Genomic DNA, 21195 nt, shown 5'->3' with positions numbered 1-21195 from the left:
TTATTTTATTTATGTTCCCTTAATTTTGGATTTTCTACTATTATACTGGTACTTCCCATCCCACATCATAGCGGGCCCCGCACTGGGGGCATATGAGGATATTCTGATAGTTACCGGCTTCATTTTTTAAAAAGGAATTATGAAAACCACTTTCATAGCCACACTCCGGGCATATTCTAAACTCTCCCTTAAGGGAGATTTTTTTTATATCTTCACTAACCTTCATTTTTTTTTAGTCCCCTTTTTTATATATTAATCAATAATATCCACTGGCTTTCCACACTGTAATTTATCTTTATGCCCACAGTCAGGGCATTCATAATAAACTATTATAAAATTACCGGCCTGTTGAAAGCTTCCTTCTACTTCTAGAGAAGTTTTTCCACAATTAGAACATTTAATTGAACTGGGAATTTCATCTAACTGGTAACGTACCATGTAAAACCCTCTCCCAACTATTTAAGGTAAATACTGAAATTAATATAGGTATATTAAATTATGGTAACTGATAATCTATAAATTTTTAGTAATTGCTATCATAAAATAGGAATTAGAATCACCTTTTCAGCAGGGGTCAAATGGGAGGGATAATCATCTATTCAAAAATAAATAATATGGAATTACATTACCAGAAGAGCGGTGCTGGATTTCCCCTGATTTTTTTACATGGTTTTTCTGATGATTTAAGTATCTGGCTGCCATTAATAAATAAATTTGAAAAAGATTACTTCACCCTGGCCCTGGATTTACCGGGCCATGGTTCTTCTTCAGAGATTAATAATGATTTTAATCTTGATTCTTTTAATGATACTTTAATAGAATTTCTAAAAAATCAGGGCATAGAAAAAGCACATTTTATTGGTTTTTCATGGGGATCTGCTATTTTACTTAAATTAGCCTGTGATGCTCCTCATCTGATAAAATCACTAACAATAATTTCTGGATTTAGTCAGGTAGACCATAATTTAAAGTTCCAATTGAATAATTTTAAAGAAAAATTAAAGGAAAACTATGAGGCCTTTTTTGATGAAGCAGTGCAGGTGGTTAATACCCCGGAGTTTCTATCTGAAAATAAAATAGCCTTAGAAGAATTTAAGGTCCTTAAAGCCAAAACTACTTCAATAAATTCCCTTATGAGTACTATTGATGTTATTTTAAACTTTGATATCAGCGAAGAATTATTTAAAATTAAATGTCCGGTTTTAATTTTTTCAGGCAGTGAAGATAAATTAACCAGTATAGAATTATCTAAAATTATGCAAGAGTCTTTAGCTGATTCCCGGTGGATTATTTTAAGAGGAGAGGGACATAATCTATTTGTACCCTCCCGGATAACTGAATTAGAGGAATATATCCAGGAATTTTTAGAAAACCAGGGATAAAGAATATGATTATAGTTAATAAAAGGTACAGGACTAAGGGGGGTAGGGATTAAAACTTTAATCTAACTCATTTTATTTGAATTCCCGGATTAATGACTGCAGATTATTATCCCGGGTATCAATAGTAGTCATATACCTCTATATTCCAGTCTTTTAATTCATAGGCATAGATATCCAGGTAATATGTTCCTGGTCCTTTACTTACTTCTATAGTTCCACTTTTAGTATTAGGGGAATCATATGCTTCCCATGATACATAACCAGTTTCCAGTCTCTGGCTACCTTGAATAAGCAGTATTTCCAGATAATTGATATTATAATTTACCAGGGGGTTGGCGGAGTAGGTTACTTTAAATTTATTACCCCTGGTGGTAAATGATCGGGAATCACCACTTACTCCCTGATAAGTATCAATTAATTTCCAGGATGGTTGGTAGGCCTGGGTTTTTTCCTGAGTCTCATTATAGGTGGAACTTATAACCACCGGTGTGGTATCCATACTCATTACATAAGCGGCTAAAGCACCCAGTCCTATGAATAAAATTAAGACCAGTGCTATTAAAACTTTGGTGGTATTTGAACCACCTGAATTTAGAGTTTGCCCGCATTTTTCACAATATTTAGCTGTTTTTTCATTTTTTGATCCACAGTTTTTACAGTATATATTCTCCACCCCCATTTGCCAGATTATTATTAAATTCCCTTTTTTAAGATAATGTTATACCTATTATGTAGGGTGAATTATATTAAATGTTATATCTTTCATTCATCTGTTTATAAATTTCTTTTTTTAGTTTCAAAAACATCATGACAGTATTCAAATAGAATAAATTAAATGTTGTTTTAGAAAAAATAATAATTTTTTTTATACTCGCGGTCCGTGGATTTATCCTCTAAAGAATTAAAATATTGATTTTCAATAAATAGGTTAGAAAAATATATTGAATACTAATTATATAGATAGTTAATAATATGAAAGGGGGTGTTTGAGATTGAAAATTAAAGGTGTTTTTATAATATTGCTGGTTTCCAGTTTAGTTCTGGTATCAGGTTGTATTGGAAATAATCAAGAAGGTGCAGAATACCTTAATGAGATAAATGATTATATTTCTAAGATGGGTGAAATTGGAATGGAAGTAAATTCTAATTTACAAGCCCAGGTAGATGGGAATATAACTGAAGATGAATTAAAAACTAGACTGGAAAATAGTCAAAAAGATGTGCAGGCCATACTTTCTGATTTAGAAGCAAGTACTCCACCTGCCGGATATGAAGAAATAAAAGCAAAAGCCACAGAAGCCATACAGGAATACAATAACTTCTTAACCAATTATATCGAATTTTTAGAAACTGGATCTGGTTTAGAAACAGCTATTAATAATTTAGAAGCATTTACTACCAAAATAGAAGAATTAAGACAGTTAATAACTGAAAAAGCTTAATTAAACAGCGAATTTTAAGGGTTTTAAACCCTTATATTTTTTTTAATTTTAAATTAAACTGGAACTAATATTTTTCAAAAGAAGTACTGAATTTTAAAAAAAAAAGTTGGGGATTAAAAAATCAGTTCATATCTGCTAATCTTTTAATCCTTTTTACCATATTGGGGTGGGTGGATATAAGTTCAAATAGTTTACTGGAAGTTTTAATATTTACATCGGAGTATTTGAGTTGATTTAATTCATCCTGGCTGATTATACCATCCTGGTTAAAATCAACCTGTCTTAAATCATTTATTTCATTCCGGGCATCAGATACATCGTTTACAAAGAAGGCTTTTACCCCTTCTACTTCTTTTAACTGATCCTTATTTAAATTGGCCGAACCATATACCAGTTTGTACAAAGCGCTGGCCATTTTATGAGGTTGTGCTCCGATTTCCACACTACCTTCATCGGCATAGTATTCCCTCACCCGGGATACGAATAGCACCAGTAGTTGTCCAATTAAGTAAGCAACTAAAGCCGCCACTCCTATAAGTGCAGCTCCGTTGTTGTTATCATTCCGGCTAAATAGTGTGCTCCAGAAGATATAATAACAGATTAAGGGTATGGCACTAATAACTGTCATAACTGCCATATCCGAGTGCCTTATATGGGATATCTCATGACCTAAAACAGCATATAACTCATCTCGATCCAGGAGATTAATTATGCCCCGGGTAACACATACCCGACCGTCACCCTTACTTCTTCCAAAGGCAAAAGCATTGGGTACGGCAATTTCAGTTATACCCACTTTAGGTTTGGGTATACCTGCATTTCGAGAGAGTTCCTCCACCATCTGATGCAGTTGAGGGGCTTCTTCTGGGGAAACGTAACGTACCTTCATGGTAAGTTCCACCATTTTTGGACTCACCAGGTACTGAATTACCACAATAGCCAGACCAAAACCAACATAAAATAGAGGTCCAGATATGCCTAAGAATGATCCCACCAGTACTACCAGAGCATAAACCAGTGCAAAGAGCAGGAAGGTGGCAAAAATTAATCTTAATTTAAGCTTCCATGTACTGAATTTTTTCATTATGGTATTTTCCTCCATGAATATTACATCTTATATTTCGATTCCATAATATGATAATCATCTTATAAATCTTTTGGTTATTACCTGACTTTAAATAAAATAAAAGACATAATAAGAATTTAAATCTATTTTAAAGATATAATCAAAATCTAATAAGAAATTAAAACTATCAAATAGCTTAAATTAAATAAATAATTATTATAACAGTCTATAAAAATTAATTTTTTAGTAAAAAATTCAAATTTCTAATCTGAAATATTACTTAAGTTACATTTGGTTAGAAAAAGTTATTCAAATGCCTGGAAGTGGTGAGGATTATATCCCTGCTGTAACAAAATTTTCTTATCAGCCTCATCCAGCATTTTTTTAGTGGTGGGAGGAATGGGACTTCCCTTTTTAGCTAAAACCTTACCTTTTTTCTTTTGAGCCCCTAAAAATTTTCCAGCATCACCATTAACAATTATTAATCCTTTCTTCATCTCAATAGCTGTAAAATCATCACAATCTCCATTTATAACCACTGTACCTCCATTTAGAAGTGCTCCTGTGTTTTTTCCGGCATTACCATTTATTATCACCCGTCCCTGGCGCATCAATATTCCGGTGGATAAATCAGCATCCCCCTCCATTACAATTTCTGCATCTATATCCAGGCGGGCTCCTACCGTGTCTTTTACCAGGCCATCATTAATTAACAACCGCTTGCCTGATAGTTGGGCCCCTATAAGTTTTTCCCCATTTAAACCATTTTTGACAATATCGGTGATGGATTTGAATTTACGGTAACCTTTTTTATCTGATTTTAGTTCCAGGAGATTACCTATGGGGGTTTTAAACTCTCCTTTAATATAGATAGTCCCCCGTACCATACTAATACCCATCCGGCTATCCACATTTCCATCCACTATCACCGTACCCACTTCTATATCCTGGCTACTACCTCCAAAATATTTAATATCCACCCCCATGCTGGAACATAAACGGTGGCCCACATTGCCCTTAATTTTAACGGTTTTTTTGGCTTTAAGGTGTTCTACCACATCCCGGAAGGAATAATCATTACCCGGGATCTTTTCATCAGGATCCAGTTTTTCTCCCTGGTGTTGCCAGTAGAAATTATAGGTGAAATCCCCTACACAGTCCACCTCTTCTGTTAGTACTATTTCTAAAATATCCTCTTTTTCATCCTTTTTTTGGCCAAAAATCTTAAACATGAAAAGTCCCCTATCTTATATTAATAAAAAACCCTTTCTAAAAACAACTGAAACATAATATCTATAATAAAATAATTAAATTTTTGTTTTTATAAAACTAAAATAATTCAAATATTAAAGATCAATTATATAGAAAGTGGTGAAAAACCCTTTAAAATGGTTTATTGATGTTATGATACCTGAAAAAAAAGAAATACTGGTATTTTTAAAAAGAATTGGGGTGGATACCCGTTTTGTTAGTGTAGTTTACCCCCGGCTATATATTAATAATCTACGGTTTTCCCGGTTTTCCCGTAAAAAGGAAGAATTATTTTTAAAAAACTACCCTTCAGGAGAGGTAATACGATCCAGCCTATTTCAGAAAATATGTGCACGTTCTTCCCGGGTTCTGGGGGATTCTCTTCATCCCCAGGAAAGAGTGGTGATTGAATCTGATTTAACACTAAAAAACAAAGCATTATATATTATTTTAGAACCCTACACCCGTAAATATGGAATACAAATCATAAAAAAGCATTTAAAAGTGGAAGACCTGGACCAACAATCAGATTATAATTTTGACTCCCTGGCTATTCCCTTAACCCTGGATGAGGAAGTGAAAGGTGTTTTAGAACGAATTTTTACCGGTAAAAAAATTAAGTTACAAAGTTCGGAAATTAAAAGAGGTAAGGTGCGTTTAATTTATCCCCTTCTAAATATTCCTGAAAAGTGGCTGGAGGACTGGTTAAATCCAGAAAATGAAGCCGGTCCAGTTGATGATGAAGAATTATCCCCTGAATTTTTACTATTTTTAGAGGGTGTGGTGCCCCAGGTGAGGGAAAATATTTTAAAATCCAGCCAATTTATTACTAAAAAATCCCTGTAAATTAAAAAATCCCCGGTTTAATTTATATTTTAACGGACTATAATCCGTCTGGTAATTCCTAAAATGAAATAAATAAGGGCGAATGAATATTTAAATAAGCAAATAAAATAATATATATGTAATAAAATCTTTTTAAGAGAAAATCATTGCCAGTTTAAGAAGGTGGTGGGGAATATGGTTTTAAGTGAGTTTGAAAAAGAATCAGGAGAATTAAGTGAAATAGCCCAAAATTACCTGGATGCTCTTTTAAATTTAGACCGATATAAAGCCAGCAAAATTATCCATAGCTCTTTAGATGAGGGTGTGCCTATTAAAGATATTTATATAAAAGTTTTCGAATCCAGCCAGCATGAAGTGGGAAGGCTCTGGCAGAAAAACATCATAAATGTGGCCCAGGAACATTACTGCTCTGCCTCCACCCAGCAGATAATGTCAGAATTATATCCTGTAATCTTCAAGTCACCAAAAAAGGGTTATAAATTACTGGCTACCTGTGTGGCTGGAGAAATGCATGAAATTGGGTTAAGGATGGTAGCAGATATATTTGAATTAGAGGGATGGGATTCCTATTATTTAGGGGCTAACACGCCATTAGATAGTATTTTAGATACTATATCCACTTTAGAACCAGATGTAGTTGCCATATCTGCATCTATTCATTTTAATATACCGGCTGTAAAAGAATTAGTTGATAAAATTAATTCACTCCCCTTGAGATCCCGGTTAAAAATTATGGTAGGAGGTAGACCATTTTCCATATCACCGGAGTTATGGAAAAAAGTTGGTGCTGATGCTACTGCCTCCAATGCCCTGGAAGCAATTAAAGTGGCCAGCGAATTAATTTCATAAAAAGAGGTCATTATAATGAATCAAGATGAATTTCCTCCAGTTTCTCCAGAAGCATTGAAGTCCTTTAAAGAACATTCTCCAGATATAATTAAAAATACGGTTAATATTTCTATGAAGCGTTCAGATGAGGTTGATCAGCATGGGGACCAGGCCAGGGAATTATTGACCATTGGAATGGAATTTACCACCAGGATGTTAGAATCAGCAATGTCACTAGGGGAAGTATCCATACTGGAATATCAACTAAACTGGGCCTGTGATCGACTGCCACATGATGGAGTGGCCCTGAAACATATTCTTATAAGGCTTGAGATTTACCGTGAACAAATTATAGAAGCCTTAACGGAGGAATATGCCTCAGAGATAACCCTTTATTTAGACTGGATGATTACCTGGCAAAAAGACTATATTAAAAAATCTGATATTCAGGAATGCATATGAAAAACTATAAAAAAGAAGAAATAAAAGGAATAGCATTATCCTGCACTCCCACTGGCAAAATAAAAGACATAATCCACGATGGATTAAATTTAAGTGGCTACTTCAAAAAGGGAGTTTCATTTATAGATTCTGTAGATGTTGAGAGTAAAAATAAAGCATCAAATTTTATAGAAAGAATAAAAGAAGAACAAGCTACTTTTAACTGGGAAATAAATATTTCCCTGGATAAAAAAATTGAGGTAATGCATTTTTCAGGTTTATTAATAGAGGATAATGATTTACTTATTTATGGAGTTAAATCCCCGGAAGATATTGAAAAGTTCTGGGAAGAAATATACCACATAAATACCGAGCAAAACAATGCTTTAAGGAGTATTATGAAAGATTTAACCCGTTATAAACATGATTTAAAAACTTCTGATGCCCAGTATGTCCAGCTCACTCAGCTAAATAATGAACTGACCACTACCAAAAGAAAACTGGTAAAAAAGAACATCCAGCTAGAAAAGGCCCTGGAAGAAAAGGAGATGCTTTTGAAGGAAATTCATCACCGGGTTAAAAATAATTTAATGGTAATTTCCAGCCTTTTGAGTCTGCAATCGCGTTATATAAAGGATAAAAAAGCACTGGCTGTATTTAAAGAAAGCCAAAATAGGGCTAAATCCATGGCCCTTATTCATGAAAAATTATACCGTTCCACTGACCTTAAAAGAATAGACTTTGGAGAATATATCCGCACCTTTTCTGCAGAACTATACCACTCCATTGTAGGAGACCCCCGCCAGGTAAAATTAGAATTAAATGTAGAACACGTAATGCTGGATATTAACACCTCCATACCCCTGGGACTAATAGTAAATGAACTAATAACCAACAGTATGAAATACGCCTTCCCACCGGGAAGTAAAGGGAAAATAAAAATAGATTTTTACCCTCAGGATGATTATTTTATCCTGAACGTCTCCGATGATGGTATAGGCATACCCGAAGAAGTTGATGTAGAAAATACTAAATCGTTGGGCCTGCAACTGGTAAATAGTCTTACTGAACAAATTAATGGCCAGCTTACCGTCAATCGTAAAGACCCCACTGAATTTAATATAAAATTCCAGGAAATCAGTTTCTAGTTAAAACTAAATAGAGAAGTTTGTTTTTCTTTTTCATTTTCTTTTTCATTGGGAGCGGGTTTATTATCTTCATTAGCCGAGTTTTTAGATATTTTTTTCTTTTTAAGAGGTTTATCCTTAGGTTTAGCCTTTTTATTATCAGATTCAGACTTACTTTTTGATTTTTTAGCATAAATAGAAGAATTTATTCCATCTGATTTTATATCAGTGCCTATTTTTTTAGGTGTAATGTTCTTTTTTTTAGGGGGTTTTTTTATTTTTCTCTTCCGGAATAATTTTACCTCATCATCTTCCAGTCCCAGATAAGTGGCAATTTCATAGGCCATCTCATCATTATCAAATATGAGACTCAGATAGGGGAACTGGGATATGGCCACCTGCCGGGAGATATGCATTTTCTCAGCCATTTTATCCGCAACCCTGTCTCTTAAATCTCTTTTAGAGCGAGTTTTACCCAGAAGAGCAAAGGAAGTGGATCCCGTATAGCGGGCAAACTTTCGGTAGGTTTCTTTTTTGGATAAAGCCACCCCGATACCCATAAAATCAGAGGCATATCTCCAGTAAGAGTAGTTGCGGCTGGAACGGGCACGGCCAAAATTCAAATCTGCCAGGGAAATCATTTCATATGCCCGCTGGATTTCCTGTGGTTTTTCATATTCCCGGGGGATGTTTTCAGCCATAACCTCCATCACCAGGGTGGGATCCTCATCCAGGTACATGGCCTGGCGGATTTTAGGTAAGTTTTTGCTTTTTAATACCCGGCGCACTGAATCGAAGATATTGGAGCGATTATCCTTCACCCCTACCTCCTCCAGATTGCTTTTATCAATACTATCCTTGCCCCGGGCCAGGACTTCTAAGTCATTAATGGCTGAACGTAAATCTCCATTGGATCTTTTAGCCAGTTCTTTTAATACCTGATCATCGAAGCTGACCCCTTCTTTAGAACATATTCTTTTTAAAAGAGCATTAATAGAGTTGGTATGCACCTTTTTAATATTAATAACCTTACATTTAGACTTAAATGATTTTATACGCTTGCTATAGGGATCGTTAGCCGTTAAAATCATGGGGTGGTGTCCCTCTTTTATTATCTTATTAATAGCCCGGCTGCCACCCCGGTCATCAGTACCATGAATACCATCCACCTCATCGAGAATAATCAATTTCAATCCCTGGCTAAATAGTGATCTGGTGGCAGAAGCCTCTCCCACTGTATTTTTGATAATATCATAGGACCGTTTATCACTGGCATTTAATTCCACATAATCTGAAAATTCTCTACCAATTATATGGGCCAGGGTAGTTTTACCTGTTCCAGGAGGACCCACTAAAAATAGGCAGGGTTGTTTTTCTCCTTTAATCCATTGATCAACCCATTCTTTAATCTCTTTAACCTGCTTGGCATTGCCCACTACCTGATCAAAGCTTCGGGGTCGATATTTTTCCGTCCATAACATGTAATTATCCTCGAAAAAAATAAGAGTGATTATATATCTTAAGTCCGGGCCTTGTATAAGAACCTGGTTAGAAGTGCTTCTAATTGTATTCTAGGATTAGCACCTTCCCTTATTCTAAAATCAGTCTCAGCAATAGCTTCAATTATCTCCAGATAAGAAGAACCATCTAATTCCTCTTCTGTGGCCATGCGAGAAACATCCTGATAAATCTGATTCACCATATCCTCCCCACTGGTACCCTGCAAAACCATAATTTCACGAAGTAAGTCACGTGCTCCCATGAAATCCCCATTCAATGATTTAATAATCATTTTTTTAACATCTTTAGGTCTGGCTTTAGATATTACCTGGTAAATACTATCTTCTGTGATTTTTTCTCCCACTGAAGCCGAGGATTGTAGAATATTAATGGCCTTTCTCAGGTCCCCTTCGGCAAAGTAAACCATGGTTTCAATAGCCGCAGGATCATAATCCAGGCCTTCTTCCTGGGCGATAAATTCCATTCTCTTAATTATTTGATGCCCTTTTACCGGTGTAAAGCGGAATATGGCACAACGAGACTGTATGGGGTCTATGATTTTAGAAGAATAATTGCAGGATAGTATGAATGAAGAAGTCTTGGTATACATTTCCATTTCTCTTCTAAGAGCATGCTGAGCATCTTTGGTCATGTTATCCACTTCATCCAGGAATATTATTCTAAAGGGAGCTCCCACTGGTTTTAAGCGGCAGAAATTTTTGATATTGGTCCGCACCGTATCAATACCCCGGGCATCAGAAGCATTGAGTTCCAGGAAGTTCTGTCTCCAGTATTCTCCTAAGATTGATTTAGATAATGCAAGTGCCGTGGTAGTCTTACCCACGCCTGCAGGCCCTGTAAACATAAGGTTAGGCATGCTTTCATCTTTCACATAAGCTTTGAGCCTTTCTATGATATGATCCTGACCCACCACGTCGTCTAGTGTTGCTGGTCTGTACTTTTCCACCCATGGTCCACTCATATAATCACCATTTTAGTAAATAATTTTTATAGTAATCCTTTGATTTTAATTTTGAAAAATTTTAATCTGCATAATAATATTCCAGGACGGAATCTACTTAAATAAGAAACAAAATCATGTATTTTAAAATAACTTATTTTTAAAAGATTTTAACTGTATTTTTTATTTTGTTATTGTACCTTATTAAATTAACTTTAATAATAAAAATTATTAGAAAATAAACCAATTATTAATTAGAACTGGATATAAATTAGTACACTAACCCTTCAAATTAATACAAAGAGCGATTAATAATGAATTCCGGGAATGATTTAGAAAAAATGAGAAAAGAAAAGGACATTGACGGACTGATTAGTACCTTAAAAACCAGTAAAGATAATAGAATACGTGAAAAGGTGGCTTATATTCTGGGAGATATTCATGCCGATGATTCTGTGGATGATTTAATCAATTGTCTAGATGATGAATACTGGCCCCTGCGTAAAGCAGCTACCCTATCTTTAGGAAGAATAGGAAATCCTGAAGCAGTCCCGGTACTGATTAAATTATTAAATGATGAATACTGGCATGTACGTGAAAATGCTGCTCTCTCATTAGGGGCTATTGGTGATAAAAGAGCAGTTGATCCCATAATCCAGGCCTTAAAAGATGGTTCCTTAAATGTTAAATGTGAACTGGTAGGGGCATTAGGAAATCTGGGAGATATAAAAGCATCTAAGCACCTAAGTGAAATACTGGGTGAAGATGATTTTCTTCTTCGAGCCTGTACTGTAACTTCTCTGGGTAAAATCGGTGATGATGTGGCCATAAAGTCACTTTTAAGGTCCCTGCAGGATGATAGTTATCTTGTCCGGGTAAATGCTACCTATGCCCTGGGAACCATTGGTGAGGAGAATACCATTCCCTATCTGGAAGAAGCATTGAATAAATCCCAGGGAGAGTCTTATGAATTTGAAATTGCACTTAAAAAAGCCATAGCCAGTATAAAAAGTAGAAATAAATCAGGATAATTGCTAAAAATTTAAATATCTTATTCTATAACTCCATAATAAAAGAGGAATTATTATCAAATGACAATTAAAATAGTGATTGAAGAAATTACCCAGATAGATAAGGATATTTATGACTTGCTGTTACTGGGAGATTCTTCTAAGGATATGTTAAATGATTATATTAATCGTAGCCAAAAGTATGTGGCAAAAATTAGTGAAAAGATTGTGGGAATCATTGTTATAATTAATACCCGACCAAAGACTCTGGAAATTCTTAATATAGCTGTAAGGGAAGAATTTCAGAATAAAGGAATTGGTGAACAACTGATAAAATTTGTTATCAATATGGCCCGGGCCGGGAAAAATGAAATCCTTGCCATCGGAACTTAGAAACTGTGGTATTAAGCAAATAGCATTATATCAGAAATGTGGTTTCCGGATTGTAGGAGTGGAGCTTGATTTTTATAAACATTATTTTGAAGAGTTCTATGAAAATGGTATTCTCTGTAGAGATATGATCCGGATGAAAATGTATCTGTGACTAAAAAAAATAGATTAATGCTCTTAATTATATTTATAACTGAAAAATTAGATTAGGGCATGATTTTGATTATAAAAAATCATATAGCGCTTTTTCCATAATATCCACTGGTGGTTCCTGCCCGGTCCATATCTTGAATGCTTCTACTCCCTGATAAAGCAACATCTTTAATCCAGAAATGGTGGTAGCACCGGCCTTAGTAGCCTCTTTTATAAGTCCTGTTTCCAGGGGATTGTATACCAGATCATTAACCACCACATGAGAAGGGATGTCTCTGGCTTTTAAAAAAGGTTCATCATCTTCATGGGGATGCATACCCCGGGGGGTGGTATTAATTAAAATATCTGCTGATTCTATTTCCTCAAGTAGTAGTTCAAATCCCCCGGTAGATAAAGTAGTTTTTAGATTACTCTCCAGGTCACTTTTAAGTTCAAATGCTTTTTCCGGAGTCCGGTTTAGTATCAGTAACTCCACTTCATAGGAAGATAGTAACTGGAATGAAACCGCCCTGCTGGCTCCACCGGCACCCAGTATAATCACTTTTTTATTAGAAATAGGAGTTATTTCTTCAATAGCCTTAATAGCCCCTATACCATCAGTATTATACCCCTTACTTACACCGTCCTGGATTTTCACTGTATTAACTGCTCCTATTAAAGCAGCAGTAGGGTCCACCTCCGGGAGGTAGTCTATTATTCTGGTTTTATGAGGGATGGTTACATTATATCCCCTGATATTTAAAGCAAAAGCACCTTGGGTGGCCTCTTTTAAATATTCAGGCTTTACATTAAAGGGCACATATACATAATCCATTTTTTCATAATTAAAAGCAGCATTATGCATGGCTGGAGAAAGACTGTGACCTACCGGATTTCCAAAAAGCCCTATTATCTTAGTTTTTCCTGTAATCAATTTTTCACCTTACATAACAACGTAAATTTCACTAGCCTATAATAACTGGTAAATCTTATCCACCTTAAATAAATAACTGGAAAGTAAGTATTTTTAAATAACTAAAACCATAGTGTCAGTACTTAAATAAGGCAAAGTTAATATAATTTTTTCCAGATTTTACCGGTGGTGGCGGAATTAATTTAATCTCTAGTGGGAATTGTTTCTTTAGTTTAGACTATGCCGGTTAATCTTTAACCATAATTATATTAGTATATTTCAAGATAAAAGTTATTATATATTCACCTTATAAAAAAAGGAATTTATAAGATTCAAATTTAAATGGAGTGTATTTAATAATCGATTATTTTAATATGTGAATTTGGGGTTAGGGAGATGTATAAAATGTTTGCCAAGCAAAGGTTTGTTCTCGATACTACTGCTTTTACGGATAACCAGTTACGGGATGATTTAGGTGATGGAGAACTTAATCAGTCGGTAAATTATCTGATTGATTTGATTGCCCGTTCTAGAATTAAACTGAATATAAGTTGCCATATGCCCCCGGTAACTTATAAAGAATTCTCAGATTACATGGCCCGTTATGAGTGCCCTGAGGATATAATGATAAAAGCAGAAACCTGGATTGTTAAGAAAACTCCTAATAGATATGATACCCAGATTCCTTCAGAGATATTCTTTGAATATGTTCAGGATATGCGGGAGAGAATGAATAAAGGTATGAAAATATCAGAAAGTGCCATGTGGCAGGCTGCTGTGGAATCCATGGTGATGATGTCCCGGGGTGAGGAAAAAAATAAAATCGAGATGGAGATTGTAGGTAAGGCCATAAAAGATTTTAGAAAAAAATATAGGGCTGCTTTAAGGAAAGGAACCCTGGACAGTGCCCCGGATCTCGATGTGCTTTTACTGGCCAAAGAATTAGGAGCAGGAGTGGTGGCTGCAGATGAAGGCATAAAAGTCTGGGCAGAGCGACTGGGCTTGCGATTCTTACATGCCAAATCATTTCCTCAAATGCTCCAGGAATATCTTAAATATTATGAATAATCTTAAATTAAGGTTGAAATGATTTTTTGTTTTAATAAAGCCTTCGAGAAAATACCAAATCCGGCCTATTATAAATATCTCAAAGTTAATCGGATTATAATAAATAATATTCAAATTAAACTGATTATTAAGTAAATTTTTTTCTTAAAATTAATACTAGGGAATAATATATCATTTTGATTAATGAAAAAATAATCCATATATTCTATATTCCTCTAAATGGAGTAATATCAAACTAAGAGGTAAATAAAATTTAGATATTAAGATAAGATTAAATTTTAAATAAAAATAGTTATACTAATTAATATTTTATAAAAAACCCTGCGGGAGCAATAGAATGGAACTATCAAGACCTCGAGGAACTAGAGATTTCCTCTTTGAAGAGATGAAACAGCGCAAAGTGGTGGCCAGCACCTTAAAACGGATATTTGAAAATTATGCTTATCAGGAAATTAAAACCCCGATTTTTGAGAATTTATCTTTATTTACCCAGAAATCAGGGGATGAGATTGTAGAGCAGCTCTATAATTTTAAAGATAAAGGGGATAGGGAACTGGCTCTTAGACCAGAATTAACTGCACCGGTGGCACGTTTATATATGGCTCAAATGCAAAAAAGCCCTAAACCAATAAAAATGTATTATTATGGGAGTTGTTTCAGATATGAACGGCCCCAGGCCGGGAGATTCCGACAATTCTGGCAATTTGGTTGTGAAATGATTGGAGGTAAATCACCTGAAGCAGATGCTGAAATAATAGCTATGGCTTCCCATTCTCTTAAGGAACTAGAATTAGAAGGTTTTGAGATACACCTGGGGCATCTGGGAATATTAAGAGGGATCCTGGATGAAGAAGATATTACTGGAAAAACCCAGGACCATATTATGGGACTTATTGATAAGGGAGAACCAAAATTACTTCAAGAATTTTTAGATGAATCAGAAATTGAGCCAGACACTCAAAAAATCCTGTATAAGATAATAGAAATGAAAGGAACATCTAAACTGCTAGATGAAGTAAAAGAATTATTAAAAGATAGAAATAAAGCACTAGAAGCCTTATTTGAGTTGGAAGAATTAGTGGAAACTCTGGGGATGTTCCAGATGGAGGACTATGTACTTAATCTGGGTATTGCCCGGGGTCTGGACTACTACTCGGGAATGGTATTTGAAATTTATGTACCCTCCCTGGGGGCTCAAAAACAGATTTGTGGTGGAGGGACCTATAACCTGGTGGAGACATTTGGTGGGGAAAAAGTTGAATCAACTGGTTTTGCCTTTGGATTTGACCGTTTGATGGCTGCTTTAATAGCACAAAAGAAAGATTTAAATCTTAAAGTAGCTGCAGACGTATTTATAGCACCAATAAGTCCCAAAACCAGAAAAGCTGCATTTGGAATCGCTCAAAAATTACGTTACCAGGGTATATCTGTGGAAGTGGATCTGGGAAGGAGGAAACTTAAAAAATTATTATCCTATGCCCATAATCTGGGGGTTAGAAAGGTGGTCCTGGTAGGTGAAAGAGATCTGGAAGAGGGTAAGTTAACCCTGAAAGATATGGAAACCGGGAATCAAACACTAGTTAGTGAAAAAGAATTACTGGAACATATAAGGTCCTGAAACAGGTTTTATATCCATTTATTTTTCACTTAAAATAATATTTATCTAAAAGCACCTGGTTTTAATATAAATTTTTATGTTAAACCCTTCATATTATGATATATAACAGGAGATGTTAAAATTTCATTAAATTTCAAGCACAAAATCAATGGCCAGGATTTAATTATAGCCATATCTCAGGATATAAAAACCTCCCAGGTACTTATGGTTGCATATATGAATAAAGAAGCCCTTGAAAAGACGTTAGAAACAAAAAAAGCCCATTACTGGAGTACTTCCCGGGGAAAGTTGTGGCTTAAGGGTGAAAGTTCAGGGCATGTGCAAATAGTGCATGAAGTTTTAGTAGACTGCGATGAGGATGCGGTTGTTTTAAAGGTGGAACAAAAAGGTGGAGCCTGTCACACCGGCTATTACTCCTGTTTTTACAGGAGATTGGATTCAGATGATTTGAAAACTATTGGCAAAAAAGTTTTTGAGCCTGAAAAAATATATGGGGAGAGTTAAATGAAAATTGTGCCAGATACCAGTGTAATTGTGGATGGGAGAATCACCAGCATTGTTCAGGAAGAAGAATTCAGAGGAAGTGAGGTGATCGTACCAGAAGCAGTGGTATCTGAACTGGAATATCAGGCTAATCGGGGAAGAGAAACCGGATTTAATGGACTCTCAGAACTTAAAAATTTACAAAAGCTGCATAAAGATCATATTATCACCATAAGCTTTGTAGGGCGCCGGCCCACCTTAGAAGAGATATCCCTATCTCGAGGAGGGGAAATAGATGCTATGATCCGCAGCACCGCGCGGGATATAGATGCGGTTCTGGTAACCAGTGACCGGGTCCAATCCGAAGTGGGAAAAGCCCAGGGTCTGGATGTAGTTTATATCCGACCAGAGGTGATGGAATATGAGGAACTGGAAATAACCAAATACTTTGATCCGGAAACCATGTCAGTGCATCTTAAAGAAAATGTGGTGCCCATGGCCAAAAAAGGTACCCCTGGTAATATACAGCTTTTGGAAATTGGTTCCCGTCCCTTGAAACATTCCCATATACATGCTATGGCCCGGGAGATAGTAGAAAGGGCTAAAAGCGATTTTAAAAGTTTTATTGAAATAGAGATGGAAGGGGCTACTGTGGTGCAATTCCGGGAATACCGGATATCTATTGCCCGTCCTCCCTTTTCAGAAGCATTTGAGATTACCGTGGTCCGGCCTATAACCCGGGTATCCCTGGATGATTATAGATTGCCTGAAAAACTCGTGGAGCGTTTAAGGGATACTGCTAAAGGCATACTCATTTCTGGTTCACCAGGAGCAGGTAAGAGTACCTTTGCCCAGGCAGTGGCCGATTTTTTCAGTAAAGACCTTAAAACCGTAGTTAAAACTATGGAATCCCCTCGTGATTTACAGGTAGGGGATGAGATTACCCAGTACGCACCTCTGGAAAAGGATATGCAAAAAACTGCGGACATATTGCTTCTGGTGCGTCCGGATTATACCATCTATGATGAACTTAGAAAAAGCAGAGATTTCAAGATATTTGCCGATATGCGCCTGGCAGGAGTGGGAATGATTGGAGTGGTCCATGCCACCCGACCTATTGATGCCATTCAGAGAATCATTGGCCGGGTGGAATTAGGGGTTATCCCTTCGGTGGTGGATACCACCATCTTCATTGATGAGGGAAAGGTAAAGGCCATCTATGATGTGAAACTAACAGTTAAAGTTCCCAGTGGTATGCAGGAAGCAGATTTATCCCGTCCAGTAATAGAGATTCGTAACTTTGAAAATGGGGAACTGGCCCATGAAATTTACACCTATGGAGAACAAACCATTGTTATGGATGTAGGGGCTACCGGTGCTGGTTCTCTTCCTCAAAAAACCCCGGTGCAGAAAATTGCAGAAAGGGAAATAGAACGGGAAATCAAAAAGAAAATCAGGGGAGGACCAGTTAAGGTAGTGGTTAAATCTGACAAAAGGGCCCAGGTCTGGATTGAAGAAAAAAACATCCCCCAGATAATTGGTAAAAAGGGTAAAAATATTGAGGAACTGGAAAAAAAAATTGGTATAAGTATTGGGATTGAGCCTCTAGAAAGTCGTAAAAGAGAGGATATTTTTGAAATACCTGTGGAAATAACCGGTAACTACATGGTACTTAACTTTGGTAAAGATGCCATAGGAGTGGCTTTTGATATTATTGTGGAAAAGGAGTATCTTTTTACTGCCACCGTGGGTAAAAAAGGTACTATAAAAATTAAAAAGGATATGGAACTGGCAGATATAATTAAACATGCTCTTGATAAAAATAAAGCTGTTTTAGCCCGGGTACGGCCGGAGTAAAAAATAGGGATGAATATATATGAAAATCGGTGTTTCCACATTAGCCCTTTATCCCCAACCATGGGAAGAGGTTATGAACTATCTGGAAGGTATGCAGGTAGAGTACTGTGAAATTATTCATGAATATCCCTATCACAACCTGGACGTGGATATCCTGGATTCTTACTCCCTGAATATATCAGTACATTCACCCTTATCAGATATCAATATAGCTTCTTTAAACCCATCCATTCAAAGATCATCTATTGGTCAGGTGAAAAAATCGGTGGAGTGGGCCTATACTATTGGGGCAGAAGTGGTGGTGGTTCATCCCGGACAGGTGCCTTTTTTAGCACGGGTTTTCCAGGATAAGATATTAGAAAAAAATTACCAGGCATTAGAAGAATGTGCCTCCTATGCCCAGGACCGGGGTATCCAGATTTGTGTGGAGAACATGCCCCGGATGGAAGGATATCTATTTAAAGACCTGGGTGAATTAGATAATCTGGTTAATAATCTAGGGGTTTTAATGACCCTGGATGTGGGGCATGCCCATACCATGGGTTTTTCCACCGATATTATGCTTGATTTTGATTCATTAGGACATTTACACCTTTCAGATAACGATGGGTCCTTTGATAATCACCAGGCCCTGGGTCAGGGCAACATAGACTTTGATAAACTTCTAAATAAATTGCATAAAATCAATTACCAGGGTATTTTGACTATAGAAGTTAAAAATAAAGCAGAGATTGAAGAAAGCCTGGATTATCTAAAGCCCCGCTTAAAGAAGGTATAATAACCGGTGCAAATATTTATTGATCCATATATTAAGATAAGTAATAAGATGAAAAAATAACATAGTGGTTTTAGTTAAAAATAGTTAAAGGGGTTTTGAAGATGAAAGTGGCTATAATAGGTGGAACAGGAGATCAGGGTTTTGGATTAGCATTAAGATTTGCTAAAGCAGGTGAAAAGGTCCTTTTAGGTTCAAGGGATATTAAAAAAGCTGAAAACACCGTTAATATTATCCATAATATGTTAAAAGGAGAAGAACTGGAGTGTATACAGGGGATGACCAATCAACAGGCAGCTCAAAAGGGAGATCTTGTAATACTCACTGTACCCCTTCAGGCACAGAAAGTAACCCTTCGGAGTATTAAAGATCATCTGGAAGGTAAAATCCTGGTGGATGCTACTGTACCTCTGGAAACTTGTATAGGAGGATCTTCAACCAGATATGTTGATTTATGGGAAGGTTCTGCTGCAGAGAGAACTGCTGAATTTTTAAAAGAAAAAGAAACCACAATTGTGTCTGCTTTTAATAATATCAGCTCTTCAAGTCTGACCAATATTAAAGAAGATGTAAAATGTGACTGCCTGGTATCAGGTGATGACGCAGAATCAAAAAACAAGGTTATGGAGCTTGCTGAGAAAATTCCTGGTGTAAGGGCCATAGATTGCGGCCCCTTAGAGAATGCACGTATTGTGGAAAAAATAACCCCCCTTCTTATTACCCTGAATATAAAAAATAAAACCAGATTAGCAGGATTAAGGATTACAGGATTATGATAATTAAACTTAAATTCTTATTTTTAATAAAGAATAAATTTTAAATTCTAAACACTTTCAGTTTATAATATTGATTTATAGATGTTCTAATAACCAGGATAAGTGAATAAGATGGAAATTATTAAAAAAACCACCCAAGAGATAGCCAGGCATGCTCTGGAAGTTATAGGAAAAATTAGTCCCAGCCAGGTTTCACTGATGATTGAAACCATAATTGATGCTGATTCGGTATTCATTGTAGGGAGTGGAAGATCAGAACTGGTGGGTAAGGCCTTTGCCATGCGTCTGATGCACCTGGGCTTTACTGTGCATGTGGTAGGAGATGTTACCACTCCAGCCATAAAAAAAGGAGACTGCCTTATTGCCATTTCCGGGTCAGGTGAAACTAAAACCGTGACTTTGGCTGCTAAAACTAGCCAGGAGGTAGGGGCTAAAGTAATTGCCATCACCGCCAGTGAGGAGTCAACCCTGAGCCAGTACCTGGATGTTATTATTTACCTGGATAGTAAAACCAAAGAACCCTGGAAGGATTATAATTCCAATTCTCTAAAAGGTGATTACGATGATCTGACACCTATGGGGACCATGTTTGAGGATAGCACCCATTTATTCCTGGATGGCCTTATAGCTGAATTCATGGCCTTACTGGGTAAAAAAGAACAGGATTTGAAATTAAGGCATGCTATTATTGAATAAATTTCCAATCCCTTTCAAGGAGAATTTAAATGCGTTCAGAGTTATCAAATGATCTGGTTACAGTAATAAGTCCTAAAGCAGAGAAATTAAATCAAAAAAGCCATTACGGGCGTATGGAAAATGAACAATTGGAATTATCCCTGATTGAAGCTCTCTATCTTTTGGATAAAGAAAAAATTTCCATATTTTCTAAGGATAAAGAACTATCCCGGGAAGAGATGACCGGCATCATCAAAGATAAGGATTTATACAGCAAATACCTGGTATTTAAAGACCTTCGAAACAGAGGATATATAGTCAAAACTGGTTTTAAGTACGGATCAGAATTCAGACTTTATGAAAGAGGAAAATCTCCCGGTGAAGGTCACTCCGATTATCTGGTTAATGTAATATCAGAAAATTATGATTTAAATGTTCTGGATTTTTCCAGCTATGTAAGGGTAGCCCATGGTGTTAATAAAAAACTATTAATGGCTGTGGTTGATGAAGAAGGAGACATCACCTATTATAATGTGGAATGGATCCGGCCCTAGAGAATAATTCCAGGTTCTAAGATTTTACTAAGAATATATTCTAATAACAGATTTTTGTATTTATTCAGATAATATTGATGATAAATAAGATTTAAGGTGA

25 protein-coding genes are annotated in these 21195 nt (G+C 36.1%); 17 read left to right on the top strand and 8 right to left on the bottom strand.

What is annotated here, in order from left to right:
* Positions 1–40: 40 nt before the first annotated feature.
* Together HYG87_RS00225 and HYG87_RS00220 are read right to left on the bottom strand one after the other, a co-directional pair.
* Positions 41–226, bottom strand: coding sequence for a hypothetical protein (locus tag HYG87_RS00225; RefSeq protein ID WP_211533242.1), 186 nt, complete (start codon positions 224–226; stop codon positions 41–43).
* Between the two features lie 26 nt (positions 227–252).
* Complete coding sequence (locus HYG87_RS00220) at positions 253–438, bottom strand: zinc ribbon domain-containing protein (protein WP_211533241.1); 186 nt, start codon at positions 436–438, stop codon at positions 253–255.
* A 140-nt stretch (positions 439–578) separates the two neighbouring features.
* Here HYG87_RS00220 and HYG87_RS00215 point away from each other — a divergent pair, with 140 nt between their 5' ends.
* A complete protein-coding gene (locus tag HYG87_RS00215) occupies positions 579–1382 on the top strand; it encodes an alpha/beta fold hydrolase (protein WP_211533240.1) in 804 nt (267 codons plus the stop codon).
* 118 nt (positions 1383–1500) lie between these two features.
* Here HYG87_RS00215 and HYG87_RS00210 read toward each other — a convergent pair whose 3' ends face one another.
* Complete coding sequence (locus tag HYG87_RS00210; RefSeq protein WP_211533239.1) at positions 1501–2055, bottom strand: zinc ribbon domain-containing protein; 555 nt, start codon at positions 2053–2055, stop codon at positions 1501–1503.
* 319 nt (positions 2056–2374) lie between these two features.
* Here HYG87_RS00210 and HYG87_RS00205 point away from each other — a divergent pair, with 319 nt between their 5' ends.
* Positions 2375–2824 carry a hypothetical protein gene (locus tag HYG87_RS00205; RefSeq protein ID WP_211533238.1) on the top strand — a complete coding sequence of 150 codons (450 nt, stop codon included), beginning with the start codon at positions 2375–2377 and terminating at the stop codon, positions 2822–2824.
* A gap of 121 nt (positions 2825–2945) precedes the next feature.
* On the opposite strand, the gene HYG87_RS00200 is transcribed toward HYG87_RS00205, so the two are convergent.
* Positions 2946–3908 carry a zinc metalloprotease HtpX gene (locus HYG87_RS00200; protein ID WP_211533237.1) on the bottom strand — a complete coding sequence of 321 codons (963 nt, stop codon included), beginning with the start codon at positions 3906–3908 and terminating at the stop codon, positions 2946–2948.
* 287 nt (positions 3909–4195) lie between these two features.
* The gene (locus HYG87_RS00195) at positions 4196–5122 is read right to left on the bottom strand and encodes a hypothetical protein (RefSeq protein WP_211533236.1); all 927 of its coding nucleotides are present in this window, start codon (positions 5120–5122) and stop codon (positions 4196–4198) included.
* Positions 5123–5294: 172 nt separating this feature from the next.
* On the opposite strand from HYG87_RS00195, the gene HYG87_RS00190 reads away from it, so the two are divergent.
* From HYG87_RS00190 to HYG87_RS00175, 4 genes are all read left to right on the top strand, one after another.
* A complete protein-coding gene (locus tag HYG87_RS00190) occupies positions 5295–5987 on the top strand; it encodes a tRNA lysidine(34) synthetase (RefSeq protein ID WP_211533235.1) in 693 nt (230 codons plus the stop codon).
* Between the two features lie 174 nt (positions 5988–6161).
* Positions 6162–6836, top strand: a complete 675-nt coding sequence (locus HYG87_RS00185) for a cobalamin B12-binding domain-containing protein (protein ID WP_211533234.1) — start codon at positions 6162–6164, stop codon at positions 6834–6836.
* A gap of 15 nt (positions 6837–6851) precedes the next feature.
* Positions 6852–7277: a hypothetical protein gene (locus tag HYG87_RS00180; protein WP_211533233.1), complete on the top strand. Its 426-nt coding sequence runs from the start codon at positions 6852–6854 to the stop codon at positions 7275–7277.
* Entirely contained in the window at positions 7274–8404 is a 1131-nt protein-coding gene (locus HYG87_RS00175) for a sensor histidine kinase (protein WP_249164858.1), read from the top strand. Before HYG87_RS00180 ends, HYG87_RS00175 begins: the two co-directional genes overlap by 4 nt.
* Here the strand turns inward: HYG87_RS00175 and HYG87_RS00170 are convergent.
* The gene (locus HYG87_RS00170) at positions 8401–9864 is read right to left on the bottom strand and encodes a replication factor C large subunit (RefSeq protein ID WP_211533231.1); all 1464 of its coding nucleotides are present in this window, start codon (positions 9862–9864) and stop codon (positions 8401–8403) included. The genes HYG87_RS00175 and HYG87_RS00170 overlap by 4 nt on opposite strands.
* A gap of 38 nt (positions 9865–9902) precedes the next feature.
* A complete protein-coding gene (locus HYG87_RS00165; RefSeq protein ID WP_211533230.1) occupies positions 9903–10865 on the bottom strand; it encodes a replication factor C small subunit in 963 nt (320 codons plus the stop codon).
* Positions 10866–11185: 320 nt separating this feature from the next.
* On the opposite strand from HYG87_RS00165, the gene HYG87_RS00160 reads away from it, so the two are divergent.
* Genes HYG87_RS00160 through HYG87_RS00150 form a run of 3 tightly spaced genes read left to right on the top strand, consistent with a single transcriptional unit; the run spans position 11186 to position 12398 of the window.
* Entirely contained in the window at positions 11186–11875 is a 690-nt protein-coding gene (locus HYG87_RS00160) for a HEAT repeat domain-containing protein (protein ID WP_211533229.1), read from the top strand.
* Positions 11876–11935: 60 nt separating this feature from the next.
* Entirely contained in the window at positions 11936–12247 is a 312-nt protein-coding gene (locus HYG87_RS00155; protein WP_211533228.1) for a GNAT family N-acetyltransferase, read from the top strand.
* The gene (locus HYG87_RS00150) at positions 12231–12398 is read left to right on the top strand and encodes a GNAT family N-acetyltransferase (RefSeq protein WP_211533227.1); all 168 of its coding nucleotides are present in this window, start codon (positions 12231–12233) and stop codon (positions 12396–12398) included. Before HYG87_RS00155 ends, HYG87_RS00150 begins: the two co-directional genes overlap by 17 nt.
* Before the next feature lie 69 nt (positions 12399–12467).
* Here HYG87_RS00150 and aroE read toward each other — a convergent pair whose 3' ends face one another.
* A complete protein-coding gene (aroE, locus tag HYG87_RS00145) occupies positions 12468–13310 on the bottom strand; it encodes a shikimate dehydrogenase (protein ID WP_211533226.1) in 843 nt (280 codons plus the stop codon).
* 384 nt (positions 13311–13694) lie between these two features.
* Between aroE and HYG87_RS00140 the strand changes: the two genes are divergently transcribed.
* From HYG87_RS00140 to endA, 8 genes are all read left to right on the top strand, one after another.
* Positions 13695–14357 carry an RNA ligase partner protein gene (locus HYG87_RS00140; RefSeq protein ID WP_211533225.1) on the top strand — a complete coding sequence of 221 codons (663 nt, stop codon included), beginning with the start codon at positions 13695–13697 and terminating at the stop codon, positions 14355–14357.
* Positions 14358–14694: 337 nt separating this feature from the next.
* A complete protein-coding gene (gene hisS / locus HYG87_RS00135) occupies positions 14695–15975 on the top strand; it encodes a histidine--tRNA ligase (protein ID WP_211533224.1) in 1281 nt (426 codons plus the stop codon).
* A 120-nt stretch (positions 15976–16095) separates the two neighbouring features.
* Positions 16096–16479 carry a phosphoribosyl-AMP cyclohydrolase gene (hisI, locus tag HYG87_RS00130; RefSeq protein WP_211534165.1) on the top strand — a complete coding sequence of 128 codons (384 nt, stop codon included), beginning with the start codon at positions 16096–16098 and terminating at the stop codon, positions 16477–16479.
* Positions 16480–18315, top strand: a complete 1836-nt coding sequence (locus HYG87_RS00125; RefSeq protein ID WP_211533223.1) for a PINc/VapC family ATPase — start codon at positions 16480–16482, stop codon at positions 18313–18315.
* A 19-nt stretch (positions 18316–18334) separates the two neighbouring features.
* On the top strand, positions 18335–19093 hold the full coding sequence (locus HYG87_RS00120; RefSeq protein WP_211533222.1) for a sugar phosphate isomerase/epimerase family protein: 759 nt from the start codon (positions 18335–18337) through the stop codon (positions 19091–19093).
* Between the two features lie 101 nt (positions 19094–19194).
* On the top strand, positions 19195–19866 hold the full coding sequence (gene npdG / locus HYG87_RS00115; protein ID WP_211533221.1) for an NADPH-dependent F420 reductase: 672 nt from the start codon (positions 19195–19197) through the stop codon (positions 19864–19866).
* Positions 19867–19977: 111 nt separating this feature from the next.
* The gene (gene hxlB / locus HYG87_RS00110) at positions 19978–20562 is read left to right on the top strand and encodes a 6-phospho-3-hexuloisomerase (RefSeq protein WP_211533220.1); all 585 of its coding nucleotides are present in this window, start codon (positions 19978–19980) and stop codon (positions 20560–20562) included.
* A 29-nt stretch (positions 20563–20591) separates the two neighbouring features.
* A complete protein-coding gene (endA, locus tag HYG87_RS00105; RefSeq protein WP_211533219.1) occupies positions 20592–21095 on the top strand; it encodes a tRNA-intron lyase in 504 nt (167 codons plus the stop codon).
* Positions 21096–21195 lie beyond the last annotated feature (100 nt).

This window comes from Methanobacterium alkalithermotolerans (assembly GCF_018141185.1).
In the GTDB taxonomy this organism is placed as follows: Archaea; Methanobacteriota; Methanobacteria; order Methanobacteriales; family Methanobacteriaceae; genus Methanobacterium_F; species Methanobacterium_F alkalithermotolerans.
The sequence above is the reverse complement of the archived record's forward strand: the minus strand, read 5'-3'. Positions and strand labels throughout refer to the sequence as shown.

Coding starts and splice junctions, on each gene's coding strand:
- HYG87_RS00225 (WP_211533242.1), bottom strand. CDS start 226: ATGAAGGTTAGTGAAGATATAAAAAAAATCTCCCTTAAGGGAGAGTTT.
- HYG87_RS00220 (WP_211533241.1), bottom strand. CDS start 438: ATGGTACGTTACCAGTTAGATGAAATTCCCAGTTCAATTAAATGTTCT.
- HYG87_RS00215 (WP_211533240.1), top strand. CDS start 579: ATGGGAGGGATAATCATCTATTCAAAAATAAATAATATGGAATTACAT.
- HYG87_RS00200 (WP_211533237.1), bottom strand. CDS start 3,908: ATGAAAAAATTCAGTACATGGAAGCTTAAATTAAGATTAATTTTTGCC.
- HYG87_RS00195 (WP_211533236.1), bottom strand. CDS start 5,122: ATGTTTAAGATTTTTGGCCAAAAAAAGGATGAAAAAGAGGATATTTTA.
- HYG87_RS00190 (WP_211533235.1), top strand. CDS start 5,295: ATGATACCTGAAAAAAAAGAAATACTGGTATTTTTAAAAAGAATTGGG.
- HYG87_RS00185 (WP_211533234.1), top strand. CDS start 6,162: ATGGTTTTAAGTGAGTTTGAAAAAGAATCAGGAGAATTAAGTGAAATA.
- HYG87_RS00180 (WP_211533233.1), top strand. CDS start 6,852: ATGAATCAAGATGAATTTCCTCCAGTTTCTCCAGAAGCATTGAAGTCC.
- HYG87_RS00175 (WP_249164858.1), top strand. CDS start 7,274: ATGAAAAACTATAAAAAAGAAGAAATAAAAGGAATAGCATTATCCTGC.
- HYG87_RS00170 (WP_211533231.1), bottom strand. CDS start 9,864: ATGTTATGGACGGAAAAATATCGACCCCGAAGCTTTGATCAGGTAGTG.
- HYG87_RS00165 (WP_211533230.1), bottom strand. CDS start 10,865: ATGAGTGGACCATGGGTGGAAAAGTACAGACCAGCAACACTAGACGAC.
- HYG87_RS00160 (WP_211533229.1), top strand. CDS start 11,186: ATGAGAAAAGAAAAGGACATTGACGGACTGATTAGTACCTTAAAAACC.
- HYG87_RS00155 (WP_211533228.1), top strand. CDS start 11,936: ATGACAATTAAAATAGTGATTGAAGAAATTACCCAGATAGATAAGGAT.
- HYG87_RS00140 (WP_211533225.1), top strand. CDS start 13,695: ATGTTTGCCAAGCAAAGGTTTGTTCTCGATACTACTGCTTTTACGGAT.
- hisS (WP_211533224.1), top strand. CDS start 14,695: ATGGAACTATCAAGACCTCGAGGAACTAGAGATTTCCTCTTTGAAGAG.
- HYG87_RS00125 (WP_211533223.1), top strand. CDS start 16,480: ATGAAAATTGTGCCAGATACCAGTGTAATTGTGGATGGGAGAATCACC.
- HYG87_RS00120 (WP_211533222.1), top strand. CDS start 18,335: ATGAAAATCGGTGTTTCCACATTAGCCCTTTATCCCCAACCATGGGAA.
- npdG (WP_211533221.1), top strand. CDS start 19,195: ATGAAAGTGGCTATAATAGGTGGAACAGGAGATCAGGGTTTTGGATTA.
- hxlB (WP_211533220.1), top strand. CDS start 19,978: ATGGAAATTATTAAAAAAACCACCCAAGAGATAGCCAGGCATGCTCTG.
- endA (WP_211533219.1), top strand. CDS start 20,592: ATGCGTTCAGAGTTATCAAATGATCTGGTTACAGTAATAAGTCCTAAA.